17 protein-coding genes and 1 pseudogene are annotated in these 14,394 nt (G+C 27.6%); 11 read left to right on the top strand and 7 right to left on the bottom strand.

All coding sequences use genetic code 11. The features are described from left to right. The first annotated feature begins 126 nt into the window (after positions 1–126). On the top strand, positions 127–351 hold the full coding sequence (locus L8W64_RS08455; RefSeq protein WP_087698989.1) for an acyl carrier protein: 225 nt from the start codon (positions 127–129) through the stop codon (positions 349–351). 20 nt (positions 352–371) lie between these two features. Here the strand turns inward: L8W64_RS08455 and L8W64_RS08450 are convergent, their stop codons facing one another. The 3 genes and pseudogenes from L8W64_RS08450 to L8W64_RS08440 all read right to left on the bottom strand — a co-directional run bounded on the left by L8W64_RS08450 (position 372) and on the right by L8W64_RS08440 (position 3,976). Further along, positions 372–1,415, bottom strand: coding sequence for an acyl carrier protein (locus L8W64_RS08450; RefSeq protein ID WP_263659990.1), 1,044 nt, complete (start codon positions 1,413–1,415; stop codon positions 372–374). A 48-nt stretch (positions 1,416–1,463) separates the two neighbouring features. Continuing rightward, complete coding sequence (locus tag L8W64_RS08445; protein WP_263673480.1) at positions 1,464–2,675, bottom strand: DUF2920 family protein; 1,212 nt, start codon at positions 2,673–2,675, stop codon at positions 1,464–1,466. Positions 2,676–2,765: 90 nt separating this feature from the next. Continuing rightward, positions 2,766–3,976 (bottom strand): annotated as a pseudogene (locus L8W64_RS08440) (DUF2920 family protein). Positions 3,977–4,038: 62 nt separating this feature from the next. Between L8W64_RS08440 and pseF the strand changes: the two are divergent. The 9 genes from pseF to pseH (L8W64_RS08395) are packed head-to-tail and all read left to right on the top strand — an operon-like array spanning position 4,039 to position 9,927. Further along, positions 4,039–4,740, top strand: a complete 702-nt coding sequence (gene pseF, locus L8W64_RS08435) for a pseudaminic acid cytidylyltransferase (RefSeq protein ID WP_263659988.1) — start codon at positions 4,039–4,041, stop codon at positions 4,738–4,740. Continuing rightward, entirely contained in the window at positions 4,731–5,417 is a 687-nt protein-coding gene (locus tag L8W64_RS08430) for a class I SAM-dependent methyltransferase (RefSeq protein WP_263673478.1), read from the top strand. Before pseF ends, L8W64_RS08430 begins: the two co-directional genes overlap by 10 nt. Positions 5,418–5,419: 2 nt before the next feature. Then, positions 5,420–6,094, top strand: a complete 675-nt coding sequence (locus tag L8W64_RS08425; RefSeq protein ID WP_258108337.1) for a class I SAM-dependent methyltransferase — start codon at positions 5,420–5,422, stop codon at positions 6,092–6,094. Beyond that, positions 6,091–6,804 (top strand): WbqC family protein, encoded by a 714-nt coding sequence (locus tag L8W64_RS08420; RefSeq protein WP_258108336.1) that lies wholly within the window; start codon positions 6,091–6,093, stop codon positions 6,802–6,804. Before L8W64_RS08425 ends, L8W64_RS08420 begins: the two co-directional genes overlap by 4 nt. Further along, positions 6,801–7,625 (top strand): UDP-2,4-diacetamido-2,4,6-trideoxy-beta-L-altropyranose hydrolase, encoded by an 825-nt coding sequence (gene pseG, locus L8W64_RS08415; protein WP_263673476.1) that lies wholly within the window; start codon positions 6,801–6,803, stop codon positions 7,623–7,625. Before L8W64_RS08420 ends, pseG begins: the two co-directional genes overlap by 4 nt. After that, positions 7,622–8,125 carry a UDP-4-amino-4,6-dideoxy-N-acetyl-beta-L-altrosamine N-acetyltransferase gene (gene pseH, locus L8W64_RS08410; protein ID WP_263673474.1) on the top strand — a complete coding sequence of 168 codons (504 nt, stop codon included), beginning with the start codon at positions 7,622–7,624 and terminating at the stop codon, positions 8,123–8,125. The genes pseG and pseH (L8W64_RS08410) overlap by 4 nt, the downstream gene beginning before the upstream one ends. Then, entirely contained in the window at positions 8,122–8,808 is a 687-nt protein-coding gene (locus L8W64_RS08405; RefSeq protein ID WP_258108356.1) for a methionyl-tRNA formyltransferase, read from the top strand. Before pseH (L8W64_RS08410) ends, L8W64_RS08405 begins: the two co-directional genes overlap by 4 nt. Continuing rightward, complete coding sequence (locus tag L8W64_RS08400; RefSeq protein WP_263666346.1) at positions 8,798–9,466, top strand: PIG-L deacetylase family protein; 669 nt, start codon at positions 8,798–8,800, stop codon at positions 9,464–9,466. The genes L8W64_RS08405 and L8W64_RS08400 overlap by 11 nt, the downstream gene beginning before the upstream one ends. After that, positions 9,463–9,927 (top strand): UDP-4-amino-4,6-dideoxy-N-acetyl-beta-L-altrosamine N-acetyltransferase, encoded by a 465-nt coding sequence (gene pseH / locus L8W64_RS08395; RefSeq protein ID WP_263665126.1) that lies wholly within the window; start codon positions 9,463–9,465, stop codon positions 9,925–9,927. The genes L8W64_RS08400 and pseH (L8W64_RS08395) overlap by 4 nt, the downstream gene beginning before the upstream one ends. Here pseH (L8W64_RS08395) and L8W64_RS08390 read toward each other — a convergent pair. From L8W64_RS08390 to L8W64_RS08380, 3 genes are read right to left on the bottom strand one after another with little or no spacing between them, the layout of a single operon-like run. Continuing rightward, positions 9,895–10,632 (bottom strand): HisA/HisF-related TIM barrel protein, encoded by a 738-nt coding sequence (locus tag L8W64_RS08390; RefSeq protein WP_263673472.1) that lies wholly within the window; start codon positions 10,630–10,632, stop codon positions 9,895–9,897. The genes pseH (L8W64_RS08395) and L8W64_RS08390 overlap by 33 nt on opposite strands. A 1-nt stretch (position 10,633) precedes the next feature. Further along, the gene (gene hisH, locus L8W64_RS08385; RefSeq protein WP_133319969.1) at positions 10,634–11,245 is read right to left on the bottom strand and encodes an imidazole glycerol phosphate synthase subunit HisH; all 612 of its coding nucleotides are present in this window, start codon (positions 11,243–11,245) and stop codon (positions 10,634–10,636) included. Next, complete coding sequence (locus L8W64_RS08380; RefSeq protein ID WP_133319970.1) at positions 11,242–12,378, bottom strand: N-acetyl sugar amidotransferase; 1,137 nt, start codon at positions 12,376–12,378, stop codon at positions 11,242–11,244. Before L8W64_RS08380 ends, hisH begins: the two co-directional genes overlap by 4 nt. Before the next feature lie 111 nt (positions 12,379–12,489). Between L8W64_RS08380 and L8W64_RS08375 the strand changes: the two genes are divergently transcribed. Further along, positions 12,490–13,269 carry a sulfite exporter TauE/SafE family protein gene (locus L8W64_RS08375; RefSeq protein WP_133319971.1) on the top strand — a complete coding sequence of 260 codons (780 nt, stop codon included), beginning with the start codon at positions 12,490–12,492 and terminating at the stop codon, positions 13,267–13,269. Here L8W64_RS08375 and flhB read toward each other — a convergent pair. Continuing rightward, complete coding sequence (gene flhB, locus L8W64_RS08370; RefSeq protein WP_133319972.1) at positions 13,261–14,337, bottom strand: flagellar biosynthesis protein FlhB; 1,077 nt, start codon at positions 14,335–14,337, stop codon at positions 13,261–13,263. The two genes, L8W64_RS08375 and flhB, sit on opposite strands and share 9 nt — an antisense overlap. Positions 14,338–14,394: the final 57 nt, after the last annotated feature.

The raw sequence follows: 14,394 nt of genomic DNA, 5'->3' as shown, positions 1-14,394 counted from the left end.
AATAACACTTGCAATCATTTAAAACTTTCTCAAATTAATAAAGATAATATATTATCAAATTCTTATAAAATTCAATATTAATAAGATATAATAATCATTATTATTTTAAACAAAAAAAGGATAAATATGCAAAATATTAAAAAGTTTTTTATGAACATAGAGAGAACCGATATTGATGAAACAATGCAAAATTTAGTAAGTGAAGACATTATAGATAGTATTGATATTATGGCTTTAGTAGCTGAAATTGAAAAACACTATGGAAAAAGTCTCAATGCTGAATTTATAAGTCCTGAAAATTTTGAAGATTTTCAAAGTATCAAAAATATGCTAGAAAAAGCATATAATTAACGCAATGTTAAAACATTGCGTTAATTACTTTTTAAAGACTGGATAATTTTATTTTTAGACACAATAATTTCTGCTATAAAATCAGCTATTTTATCCCAATCACTTTCTTTGGTTTGGGTTAAGGTTGGATTTTCTTCATACTCATCCCAATTAATCGGCTCAAATAAGCTTTTTCTGTGTGAAAAATACTTAGCTCTAACCCACTCAAGTGAAGGAGCATAATAATCAACATAAGCTTTTGCTATTTCTTTTTGCACTCTAAATTTCAACCTATCCTCATTAGCACCTTCAAAAATTTTTCTAGCCGTATAAAGTAAAGAATTTATGTTTTGCCCATGCAAATCTTTTTTTATAAGTCTTCCTTGAAGCTCCATACCTAAAAGATTAAAACTTTCATTTTTATTTTGCTTTAATGAAAATTCATCATCCCATTCTAAACCTAAATGATATACAAAATCTTTAAGTAATGTTCCGCCAACATATTCTTCCTTCAAAAGTCTCACTATTAAACTTTTTTCACCAAATACTTCTATATGGCTCTCGCAAATCCACTTATAATCAAATATATATTTTCTAGGATGCTCATCAGGCTTAAAATCAGCACTATAAAACCCCATATTATTTTTAATATCTTGAGAACAATGAGAATTTAAATATCCAAGAGTATCTCTAAAGTAAATAATTTCATAAATTTCATCAAATCCTAAAGCATTTAAAACACTTTTAAGAATTTCTATATGTCTTTTAGTAGAAAAATCCCAAACTATCCCTTCTGCAGAAAATATAAATTTCTTATCTTTATGTATTGTGGCTTCTATTTTGAAATTCTCAACAGCCTTAATCAAACGCACATCTTCTAAATCGTCCAATGGATTTTGACTTAATTTATCTTTTTTTATAAGCTCTAAAACTATATCGACTAAAACCCAATGTCTATTTGCCATTCTAAGAGATTTTGGATAGATATAACCTTGTTGCAAAAGTTTATTTTCATTTTGCATTAAAAAGCCTTGTCTTTCTTGGTTACCACTATTGGTTGTTCCTATACTAATATACGCTGTCATTTTTTCCTTTTCATATTTAAAAATCTATATCTAGTAATTATATCAAAATCACATAATTTCCAATATAAATTTATTACCCTTATCTTTAAAGGTAAAAACTTTATTTTTACAAGGATAAGATATACTATTTCTTTTTATGGTTATTTTTTTATCTTTTAATTTTTCAAGCATAATAGGTAATTCTTTATTAAATAATGTCTTATCAGAAATTCCACCTCCATGCGCTGAATCTTTTATATATTTACCGTCTATATTTTTTTCATCAATTATATTAAAATTAACTTGATAGCCTAAAAATTGATAAATTTGCAATAATTGACTTTTATGCTCAAAAGACACCAAAACATCTTTAGCACTATGATAACTTGTATAAATAATATTTTTATTCTTTTGAGCTTGTAAGATCAAATGATCTTTATTAAGTAAAGCTCTTATTAAATAATTTTCATCAGCAAAATAATAAGGTGAGTTTGGATTTTTACGTGTCCAATGAGTTTTTACTTGACAATGTACAATAGTATTTGGATCGTAAAATACACTATCTTCTTTATCAAATTCTTTCCCTAAAAAATATGTAAATGGAGGCAAAGCTCCGCCTGAATTATCTATCACTCCATCTACATACCAAGGAGCTATTTTAGCACACATTAGTGCTAAATAACCTCCGTATGACCCCCCCCCGTAAATTTTAGGTAAAGATTTAAATTGAGGATAATTTTTCATTATATCTTTTAAAGCATTGATATGATCAATAGCTGCCATAATTCCATAATTTTGATATTCGTTATTTGGAGGAATAAAAGTAGCATTAAAATGTGCCCTATAAGGCTGAATTAACATCTTCTTATCTTTTAATTCACCTATAGTTCTATTTAAAAGCTCATAGTATTCCCAAGCAGTATAAATATTTAAAGCATTGGTATTGATATTAAATTGTTCTAATACAAGTTTTAAACTAGGTAAATCTTCTTCTATAAATGCAGTAGCTGCACTATATTTTTCTATATCTGATCTTCTTTGACAAAAACAATGATACAAAACACTTACAGCTACAACATTATATTTTTGAGCCAAAAACTTCCTATTGAAATCAACAAAAGTCATATGAGCATTTGCTCCATATCCACCTATGATAAAAACAATAGCTTTCATTTGCTTACTATCATCATAAGTAATTCTATATTCTAATTTACTTTCTCTTTTTATATTTAATTCTACATCATCACAAGAGTTTATAAAATAAGTTTCATTTTTAAGCATGTTAAGCCTTATATTTACATTTTTTATATTATACCTAAAACAATAATATTATTAATAAAAGAATATTTCTACAATTAAATATACTTAAGATTACATAATTTTAAGCTCAAATCGATCTTTAAAATCTTTAAAAGTAAATATCTTATCTTTACAAGGATAAGATATGCTATTTTCTCTCATATTAAATGTTTTATTTTTTAGTTTTTCAAGCAATATAGGTAATTCTTTTTTAAATAAAGCCCTATCTGTCATTCTCAAACCATGCTCTAAGCTCTTTATATATCTACCATCTACATCATTCTCATCTTTAACAATATGCAAAGTTGTATCAAATCCAAGTTGTTTGCAAAATTCATAAAAATTACTCTTATGTTCCACTGGAGCTCCCTCATCTTTTGCGCTATGATAACTGATAAATATTGTATTTTGATTTTTTTCATTTTGCAAACTTAGATGCTTTGAGTTTAAAAGAACCCTTATCATATAATTATCATCACTTAAAAAATACGGAGAGCTTTCATCTCTAGTCCAGTATTTTTTTACAAAACATAATAAAATATAATTATCACCTCTAATAGCAAATTCACCACACTCACTTTCTCTACCTAACAAATGAGGTAAATGAGGCAATGTCACTCCTGAATTATCTATCACTCCATCTACATACCAAGGAGCTATTTTAGCACACATTAGTGCTAAATAACCTCCGATGACCCCCCCCCGTAAATTTTAGGTAAAGATTTAAATTGAGGATAATTTTTCATTATATCTTTTAAAGCATTGATATGATCAATAGCTGCCATAATTCCATAATTTTGATATTCGTTATTTGGCAATACAAAATCACAAGAAAGATTTATCAAAAAATCTTTTTTCAGTCTTCCTTCATGTTTTATTTGTTTAGATCTTTCATCAAGTTTTCTTATACAATTTTTAAAATTGCTTTTTTCATGGTCATAAATTTCCATATCACAAATTTTTGCTATTTCACAAAAACTTTCCCAATCTTTTTCATTTGGCATAAAAATCGGATTATATTTCTCATCTATAGAAGGCCTAGCACTAAAGCAATGATAAAAAACATTTACAACAATAATATTAAATTTTTTAGCAAGATATTCTCTATCAAAATCTAAAAAAGATATATTAGCATTTGCCCCAAATCCACCTATGATAAAAACAATAGCTTTCATTTGCTTACTATCATCATAAGTAATTCTATATTCTAATTTACTTTCTCTTTTTATATTTAATTCTACATCATCACAAGAGTCTATAAAATAAGTTTGATTTATGAGCATGTTAAGCCTTTTAAAATAAAAATTCAATTATACTTACTTTTTTATAAATTTAAAGAGAAATCATGAAAAATCTTTGTATTATCCCTGCACGCGGTGGTTCTAAGCGTATTCCTAGAAAAAATATTATTGATTTTTTGGGAAAACCATTGATTGCTTATAGCATAGAAAGTGCTTTAAATTCGGGTATTTTTGATGATGTAATTATTTCAAGTGATGATTATGAGATCATAGAAGTGGCTTTAAAGTATGGTGCTAAGGCTCCTTTTGTGCGTAAAAAAGAACTAAGTGATGATTATGCAAGTTCAACCGCTGTAATCCAAGATGCCATCATCACTCTAGAAAAACAAAGTAAAATCTATGAAAATGTGTGTTGCTTATACGCAACTGCTCCACTTATAGATGAGTTTATCTTAAAAGAAGCTTTTGAACAATTTAGTCAAGAAGAATGTAAATTTTTATTTTCAGCTTGTGAATTTGAATACCCTATACAAAGAGGTTTTTACCTTGATGATCAAAATAAAGTTTACATGTTTGATGAGTCAAATTACGATAAACGCTCACAAGATCTTACCAAAGCTTACCATGATGGTGGTGCATTTTACTTTGGCAAAAAAGAAGCGTGGCTAGAAGAAGATTTTATGTTTAAATCTCATTCTAAAGCTTTTTTACTTCCAAGAAATAAAATTTGCGATATTGACACTTTTGAAGACTTAGAATTTGCTAAAATATTGTATCAATTCCACGAAAGAAACAAATGTTTATAAATAAAATCAAAGGTTTTAAATATCCTGATATGGAACTTGTAAGATGGTTTTTTAAAAACAAACTTGACACTTTAAAAAATGCAAAAGTTTTAGAATTTGCTTCTCATAATGGCAATAATCTTTCTTTATTTGCAAATTATAATTATGCGTGTATCGGTGTAGAACTTAGCAAACAAAATCATGAAAACGCTATTTATAATTTTAAAGAAATTATGCATTATAAAAAGGCAAGTTTTTTTAATGAAAATATGCTTGATTTTGCTAAAAATCATCAAAATATAAATGCAGATGTATTTTTAATACCTAATGTTATTAATTACATTACTAAAGATGAATTTAAAAATTTACTACAAAGTGCAAAACAAAATAATCTTTATCAAGCAAATGGGGAGGGGTATGCTCACTTTTTCTTAAGAGCAAGAAGTATTAAAGATCATCGCTATGGGCTTGGAGAAAAATTAAAAAATGATAGTTTTATTTTAAGCTATGATGAATTTAGTGGCGAAAAAAATTGTCTTTGCACAGCATACCAAGAACATGAACTTGTGGAAATTTTAAAAGAAAATTTAAATTTATATGATTTTGAAGTTATCACAAGTGAAAATATTAATATAAAAAATAAAGTTTATATCAAAGATAGCGATATAATTATATATGGAAAAATCACTAAGGAGTAAAAATGTATTTAAAAAATTTAAAAGGCTTAAAATTTCCAGATTTAGCCGTGATTAAATTTTTTTTCAAACAAGGACTGCATCAAAAAAGCAACCAAAAAGTTTTAGAATTTGCCTGTTCTAATGGCAACAATCTCTCTTTATTTGCAAATTATGATTATGAGTGTATCGGAGTTGACTTAAGCAAAGAAAGTATCAGCAATGCTAATTATAACTTCAAAGAAATAATTCAATGTAAAAACTATCAGTTTTTTCATGATAATATCTTAGATTTTCCTTTAAAAAATCCAAATATTAATGCAGATATTTTTATGATTCCCAATGTGATTAACTATCTATTGAAAGAAGATTTTTTAAAATTATTAAAAATTTCTAAAGAAAATTCTATGTATAAAGAAAATGCTTTGTTTTTTTTAAGAACAAGAAGCATAAAAGATTATAGATATGGTTATGGAGAAAAAATAGCTCATAATTGTTTTAAAATCACAAATGATAATACTACAGGAGAGCTTGGATGTATTAATACTCTATATCAAGAATACGAACTTGTAGAAATTTTAAAAGAATATTTAAATTTATATGATTTTAAAGTGCTTACTTATGAAAATACCAATATCATGGGAGAAGATGAAAGATTAGTTAATGATAGCGATATTGTAATTTATGGAAAAATTAAGTGAAAATAGCTATCATGCAGCCAACCTTTAATCCATGGCTTGGCTATATATATATGATACAAAGTGTTGATACTTTTGTCTTTTTGGATAATGTGCAATTTGAACGCAGATCATGGCAAAATAGAAATAAAATTAAACTACAAGATAAAACCTTTTTATTGGGATTAAATTTACAAAAAGCGTCACAAAAAACATTACTTCAGGATATATTATTTGATAAAGATGATAAATGGAAAATTAAATTTTTAAAAACTATTCATCATGCTTACTCTAAAAGTATTAATTTTAATAAATACTACAATATCTTAGAAAAAGTCTTATTTAAACATACACATTTAGTACAATTTAACATGGAGCTAATCAGAATTTACTGCGAGCATTTGAGCATCAAAACACCCATTTTGCAAAGCTCTTCTTTAAATTTAAAAAATGAAAAAAAAGAAAAATTACTACTTGAAATTTGCCAAATACTAAAAGCTGATCATTACCTTTCCCCAGAAGGTTCAAAAAACTATCTTGAAAAAGAAACAGCAAAAGAAATTTTTAAAAATGCAAATATAAAAATTGAATATTTTGATTTTATCCATCCAACCTATACTCAATTGGGTGCAAATTTTATAGCTTATTTAGGAATTTTAGATTTTTTATTTAATGAAAAAGAGCCTTGTGTAAAATTTCAAGAATGTATCAAAATTAACGAGCATAATACATGAAAGTTCTTTTTAGAAGTGATAGTTCTAGCACCATAGGACACGGACATATCAAAAGAGATCTTTTGTTAGCTAAGCAATATCATGATGTATCTTTTGCATGTTTAGCTCTAGAAGGTTCTTTGATAGATGAAATTCCTTATCCTGTATATGAACTAACAAGTGCTAGTGTATATGAGCTAATCAATCTCATCAAAAAAGAAAAATTTGATCTTTTGATTATTGATCATTATGAAATTACTGCAGATGATGAAAAACTCATCAAGCTAGAAACAGGGGTTAAAATTCTAAGTTTTGATGATGAGATAAAAGAACATTTTTGTGACATTTTACTAAATGTTAATGCTTATGCTAAAGAAAGTGATTATGAGAATTTAGTGCCAAAATATTGTGAATTAAGATGTGGCTTTTCCTATGCTCTAATACGCGATGAATTTTACCAAGAAAGAAAGATAAAAAGAGAAAAAATTTATGATTATTTTATCTGTATAGGAGGAAGTGATCCAAAAAATATTTCCTTTGATATAGCAAACAAACTTAACAAAAACAAAACTATCATCATAGCTACCACAAAAGCAAATTCTCATCTAAACTCACTTCGAAAATTAAGCCAAAAAAACCCTAATATACAAATTCTCATTGACCAATCTAATCTTGCAAGATTGATGAATGAAAGCAAAAAACTCATCATTAGTGCAAGTTCATTGGTAAATGAAGCTTTAATTTTAAAAGCAAATTTTAAAGCCATAGCTTATGCTAAAAATCAAGAAAAACTTGCAACATGGCTTGCTAAAAAAGGCTATGAAGTGGAGAATTTTATATGATAATTTTAAAAGATTTTATCCATTTGACTCAAGAAGAAATCAAACTTGTTTTAAAATGGCGTAACGATGAAAGCATTGCTAAATTTATGAAAACGCAAAATATTAGCCTAGAAGTGCATTTAAACTTTTTATCTAGCTTAAAAACAAACGCAACTAAAAAATATTTTTTAGTATATGATGATGAAAATATCATAGGCGTGATTGATTTTATCAATATCACTAAACTTTCTTGTGAATTTGGGCTTTATGGCATAAAAAAAGGTGTAGGTGAGCTTTTAATGCAAGAAGTTAAAAACTATGCTTTCAATGTTTTAAAAATTCAAACTTTAAACGCATGTGTTTTCAAAGAAAATACAAAAGCTTTGAATTTATATTTAAAACATGGTTTTGAAGTTATTAAAGAAGATAATAATTTTTATTTTGTAAATTTGTCTTTTGCATACATGGGGGGGGGTAACAACTTAAATATATTTAATCAAATATATGGAGTTGCAGTTTGAATATAATCATAGCAACTCTTAGAGAGCACAATATTAATAATTTTTATAAACTAAAAGAATTATATAAAACATATACTTTTTACCTCATAACAAAAAAAGACGATCTTACTTTAGAAAAAATAACAAAAATAAACCCAGATTATATATTCTTCCCGCATTGGTCTTTCTATATACCTCAAGAAATTTACAATAACTATCAATGTATTATTTTCCACCTTGGAAATTTACCATTTGGAAGAGGAGGTTCACCTTTACAAAATTTAATCATAAGAGGGGTATATAAAAGCAAAATTTGTGCTTTAAAAGCTTGTGATACATTAGATGGTGGAGAAATATATCTAAAACACAATATTAGTTTTAAAATTTCAAATGCACAACGAATTTATGAAAAAATCTCAAAAATCATATTCTTTAAACTAATACCAAGAATTTTACATACAAAAATCAACCCTCGCATACAAAAAGGGAAAGTAGTAATTTTCAAAAGAAGAACAAAAGAACAAAGTAATATCAATACACTCGAAAATCCAAATTTGATAAAAATATATGATTTTATACGCATGCTTGATGCCATTGATTATCCAAAAGCTTTTTTGGAATTTGAAAATATAAAAATGGTTTTTCAAAACGCAAAAAAACACAATAATAAAATAAAAGCAGAGGTAATATTTTATGAAAAATAACAAAATTTTAATTATAGCAGCTCACCCAGATGATGAAGTTTTAGGATGCTTTGGAACTATAGCAAAATATATTCAACAAGGATATGAAGCTTATACTTTAATACTTGGAGAAGGTAAAACAAGCAGAGAGATAAATAGTGAAAATGAACAAGAAATTTTAGAAGATGAGTTATTTAAAGCAAATAATCTTTTAGGCATTAAAAAAGTTTTTAGAAAGTTTTTTCCTGATAATGCTTTTGATAAAATACCATTATTAGAAATAGTCAAGAGTATAGAAGAAGTTAAAAATGAAATTAAACCAAATATAATTTTCACACATTATGAAAAAGATCTCAATATAGACCATCAAATTACATACAAAGCAACAATTACCGCTACAAGATCTCTACAAGAAGAAAGTGTTAAAGAAATTTATAGTTTTGAAATTCTTTCGAGTACAGAATGGAACTATCCATTAAGCTTTCAACCTGATGTATTTTTTGATATTAGTGAGACGCTTGATTTGAAGCTAAAAGCTATGTCTTTTTATCAATCAGAACTAAGAAATTATCCCCATCCAAGAAGTTTAGAGGGGATAAAAATAAATGCACAATACCAAGGAATGAGAGTTGGTCTTCAATATGCTGAAGTGTTTAAAAGTATAAAGGTTATAAAGTGATTTTTTATAAAAATTTTACTAATCTTACAAAAGAAGAAAAAAAGGAAATTTTTTATATAAGAAATTCTCCAAATATCTCTAAATTTATGAAAACAAAAAATATAAATTATAAAAATCACTTAATATTTTTAAAAGAACTAAACAAAAACAAAAATAAAAAATATTTTTTGTTGATAAAAAATAACGAGAAACTGGGAGTAATATATTTTAATAATATCATAAAAATATCCTGTGAATTTGGGCTTTATGGTATAAAAAAAGGCGTAGGTGAGCTTTTAATGCAAGAAGTTAAAAACTATGCTTTCAATGTTTTAAAAGTTCAAACTTTAAACGCATGTGTTTTCAAAGAAAATACAAAAGCTTTGAATTTATATTTAAAACATGGTTTTGAAGTTATTAAAGAAGATAATAATTTTTATTTTGTAAATTTAAACAATCCTCACGGGGATATCATTTTTTAAAAGCCCATTTTTAACATCATTTGGAGTATATTGACTAAAATGAAATATATAAGCACCAGCCAATGCATTCGCACCAAGTTGTATAGCTTTTACCCCATCTTGAGGCTTAGAAAGTCCTCCATTGATAATGAGTGGAATTTTTAATTTACCTTTGAAATACTCTAGCAATTCCCAATCATACCCCAAAGAACTTCCTTCTTTATCAACACTTGTTAAAAGTATCTCCCCTGCTCCTAAAGATTCGTATTGTAATGCAAGTTCTAGCGGATCAATATCTAAAATTTCATTATTAAAAACTTTAAATTTATTTTTGTCTTTTTTTACATCAATCGAGCATACTACACAAGAGCTTCCAAAAGTATTTGCCACCTTTTTGACAAAATCTGGATCTTGCAAAGCCATAGAATTAATACTAATTTTATCAGCACCTATATCTAACACTTTTCTAATATCTTCTAAAGTTCTAATCCCACCTCCAATGGTTAAAGGCATAAAGCACTCATTAGCTATATCTTCTAAGCTTTCAAAATCTATAACACCATTTTTATTGATATCCAAAACTATAAGCTCATCAACATTTCTAGCATTATATATCCTAGCTGTGCTTATTACATGCCCTATAGTTCTAAAAGAAGAAAAATTGATACTTTTTACAAGCTGATGATCTTTTAATAACACGCAAGGTATAATTCTTGTTTTAAGCATACTAGGCCTTTAAATTTGCAAAATTTTCCAAAAGTTTCAAACCTACATTTTGGCTTTTTTCAGGGTGAAATTGCACAGCAAAAATATTATCTTTTTCAAAACTTGCACAAAAAGGTTTTTCATACTCACAAAAAGAAGTTTCCACACTTTCTAAACACTCTACATAATAAGAATGCACAAAATAAAAATCACTTTTTTCTAAAATTCCATCAAATAGCTTGCTTTTTTTATCACTAAATTGTAAATCATCCCAACCACTATGCAATAATTTTTCTTTACTTAAATCAAATTTCAAAACCTTTGCTTTTATAAAATCAAGCCCTTCGCACTCTCCGCCCTCATATCCCTTACTAGCAAAAAGTTGCATACCAAGACAAATCCCCAAAATAGGCTTTTTATCTTTTAAAACACATTCTTTTAAAAGCTCATCTAGTGCAAGTTTTTTTAAATTTTCCATACCTTGTTTAAAAGATCCAACGCCTGGTAAAACTAATTTAGAGGCATTTTTTATATCTTCTTTTTTAGAACTTATAATCACTTCTTGATTAAGTTTTTCAAAAGCTTTCAAAACAGATTTAAAATTTCCAAGATGATAATCAACAATACAAATCATTTCAAAACAAACTCATCTTTTTTTATCAATGATCCATCACTATCTCTTAAGAATTTACCATTTTCATCGCGTTTAAATATCTTTTTATTAGTATAAGAATCGACAATTTTTTCAAATTCTTTTTCACTAAAACCACTAAATTCCAAATACTTCTTAATAGCCTTTTTAGGTGGCTTTCCATCATATTTATTTACAAGTCTCACGCCCTCTTCACGGCTAATATAGCCAAGTCTTATATCCAAGCACGCATTATCCGTAGCTCTTCCAAAACCATATTTGCAGTATTTTAAATAATCATGCACATGATTTGAATAACAATCTAAATTTTCAAAATTCTCATAAGTAGTTTCAACTGGTTTTGTACTAGTTTTAAAGCCATTTTCTTTAGATATTTTTAAATTATACTTATAATCCCATTTAAAATAATATCCCAAAAATAACCCTGTAACTCCTACTCTTTGAAGCTCTTCATCACTTGGATAAGTATAAAAATATAAATCCTTTTCTCTAATACCATCAACACCAATCATATCAGAAATTCTATTACCCAAAAGTCCGCCAAATTCTTCAAGCCACTCTCTACCTAAAGTGTTTTTTTCTTTAGAGCTAGCTGGCCCACCATACTCAATCTGCGGACTTTCTCCCCAAATAATCAAAGGAATACCAAAAGCAACAGCTACTTTTGGAACACATGTAAAAATCCCCAAATGGTTTTGCCATTCATTATCACCCGTTCTTATAAAAGCTTCGCGGGCTAATTTTTTATACACCAAAGGATTTCTTTTGATATGGATTAAATCAACACCAAGATTATTTAAATTTTTTAAATTCTTTTTACCTATTTTAGTAGGAATACTTGGTTCAAAACAAACACACAAAGGATTAAGTCCAAGTTCAAGACATTTTAAAACTTGAAAGGTAGAATCCTTACCACCACTTACTCCTATCACACAATCATACACAGGATGTTTTTTATATTTTTTAACGAGTTCTAGAAATTCTTTTTCACGCTCTTGCCAATTTATCTCATGATTTTTAGCTTCTTGCGAGCAACACGCATCACAAATTCCCTCATCATTAAAATGCAAATCAGGCTTAGTATCTGGCATAACGCATTTTTTACAAAATTTCATATTAACTCCAAAAAATCTTTATAGTCATCGTAAATCGACTATGATTATATTTTCTAAAGATAAATAAATTTTATTTTGTTACAATATTTTTTATTTAAAGGTTTATAAATTATGGATTTAACTTTACTTCCTTATATGATTATAGGAATTTTTTCAGGTATGGCTTCAGGGGTTTTTGGCATAGGTGGTGGTATGATTATCGTTCCTTTCATGCTTACTTTAGGACTTAGCTCTCATCATGCTGTTGCAATTTCTGTTGTACAAATGATTTTTGCTTCTATTTTTGGTTCCTATTTAAACTATAAAAAGAAAAATTTAATCTTAAAAGATGGACTTATCATAGGCTTTGGAGGCTTTTTAGGTGCGATGTTTAGCGGGCTTTTACTCTCATATTTTTCAGATATAACCTTAACAAGTATTTTTCTATGCGTGAGTATTGTATTCTTTTTAAAATTTGCTTTTAATCAAAAAAGCACCATTGGAAACATTAACCACTCTAATATCTTAAAAAATTCTATTTTGCTAATTTGTGGCGTATTTACAGGAATTTTTGCTATATCTTTAGGAATTGGTGGTGGGCTTTTAATTACCCCTATTTTAGCTTATTTTTTAGGCTATGATACTAAAAAAGTAGTGCCACTTAGTTTATTTTTTGTAATATTTGCTTCAATTTCAGGAATTAGTTCTTTTGTGTATAATGATATCATTGATAAAGAAGTGTTACAAAATGGAAGCTTAGTAGGATTTAGCTCTATGCTAGGAGTTTATCTTGGTATAAAAATCATGGAAAAAATCAATCTTAAATCCCACCGCATAGCACTTTTAGGTATTTACACCCTTTCTATAACTATGACCATTATAAGCTTGATTAAAAAGCTAAATTTATTTTAATCTATCGGCAAATTTTTGTCTATTGGAAGTATAGACAAAGCTTAAAACCTCTGCCACTGCTTTAAAAAGCTCTGGTGGAATAAGATCATTTACCTCGCAAGCTTTATAAAGTTCTCTAGCTAAAGGAGGATTTTCATAAATCATAACATTGTATTCATATGCCATATCTTTAATACGCAAAGCTAAAAAATCCACTCCTTTAGCTAAAACTTTTGGTGCAGCTTCTTTGGAACTATCATAACGCAAAGCAACCGCATAGTGGGTAGGGTTAGTAATCACAACATCAGCACTAGCAACATCTTGCACCATTCTACGCCTTGCTGCTTCCATTTGCAAACGACGAATTCTTCCTTTTACTAAAGGATCTCCCTCGCTTTGTTTAAATTCATCTTTAACCTCTTGCTTACTCATGCGTAAGTTTTTAAAGTATTGATACCTTACCAAAAGTACATCTAAAAGCCCTATAATCAAAAAAGCTATAATAACAATAGCTGCAAGTATAATAGCTTTATCCCTAAGCCATAAAAGTTGTGGATAAATCGTATAAAGTTCTACTCTAGGAAGTTCTTTCATAAATTGCAATAAAAAAACAAAAGCTATACCAAATACAACACCGACTTTAAGTATAATTTTCAAAGCTTCAATAATCTTTTTTAAAGAAAAAAGATTTTTAAGCCCGTTAATAGGATTAATTTTATTAAAATTTGGAGTAATGGGCTTAGTAGTAAAAATAAAACCAAACTGCATTAGATTTCCAAGCACACCCGCTACCATAATTACTAAAGTAATAGGCAATACCATAATAAACATCTCTATCATAGTTTTTATAATGATTTTTTGTAAAATCTTTAAATCAATTTCAATACCTATAAAACTTTGATAAAAACGATATAAACCGCTAATTCTCTCACCTATAAAAGGCATCATAAACAACACCACAACCACAGCTATAATAAGTACAGCCACAGCAGATGCATCTTGACTTTTTGGGACATTTCCTTCTTGTCGCGCATCTTCTATTTTCTTGGATGTGGGTTCTTCTGTTTTCTCTTGATCATCAGCAGCCATAAAAAACCTTTAAAAAATTTAAAGCAAGATTATAGCATTTTATCAAGTATCTGCTAA

Source organism: Campylobacter sp. IFREMER_LSEM_CL1097 (assembly GCF_025772225.1).
GTDB classification, from domain to species: domain Bacteria; phylum Campylobacterota; class Campylobacteria; order Campylobacterales; family Campylobacteraceae; genus Campylobacter_D; species Campylobacter_D lari_D.
Note: the sequence above shows the minus strand (reverse complement) of the source record. Positions and strands in the feature narration are given on the sequence as shown.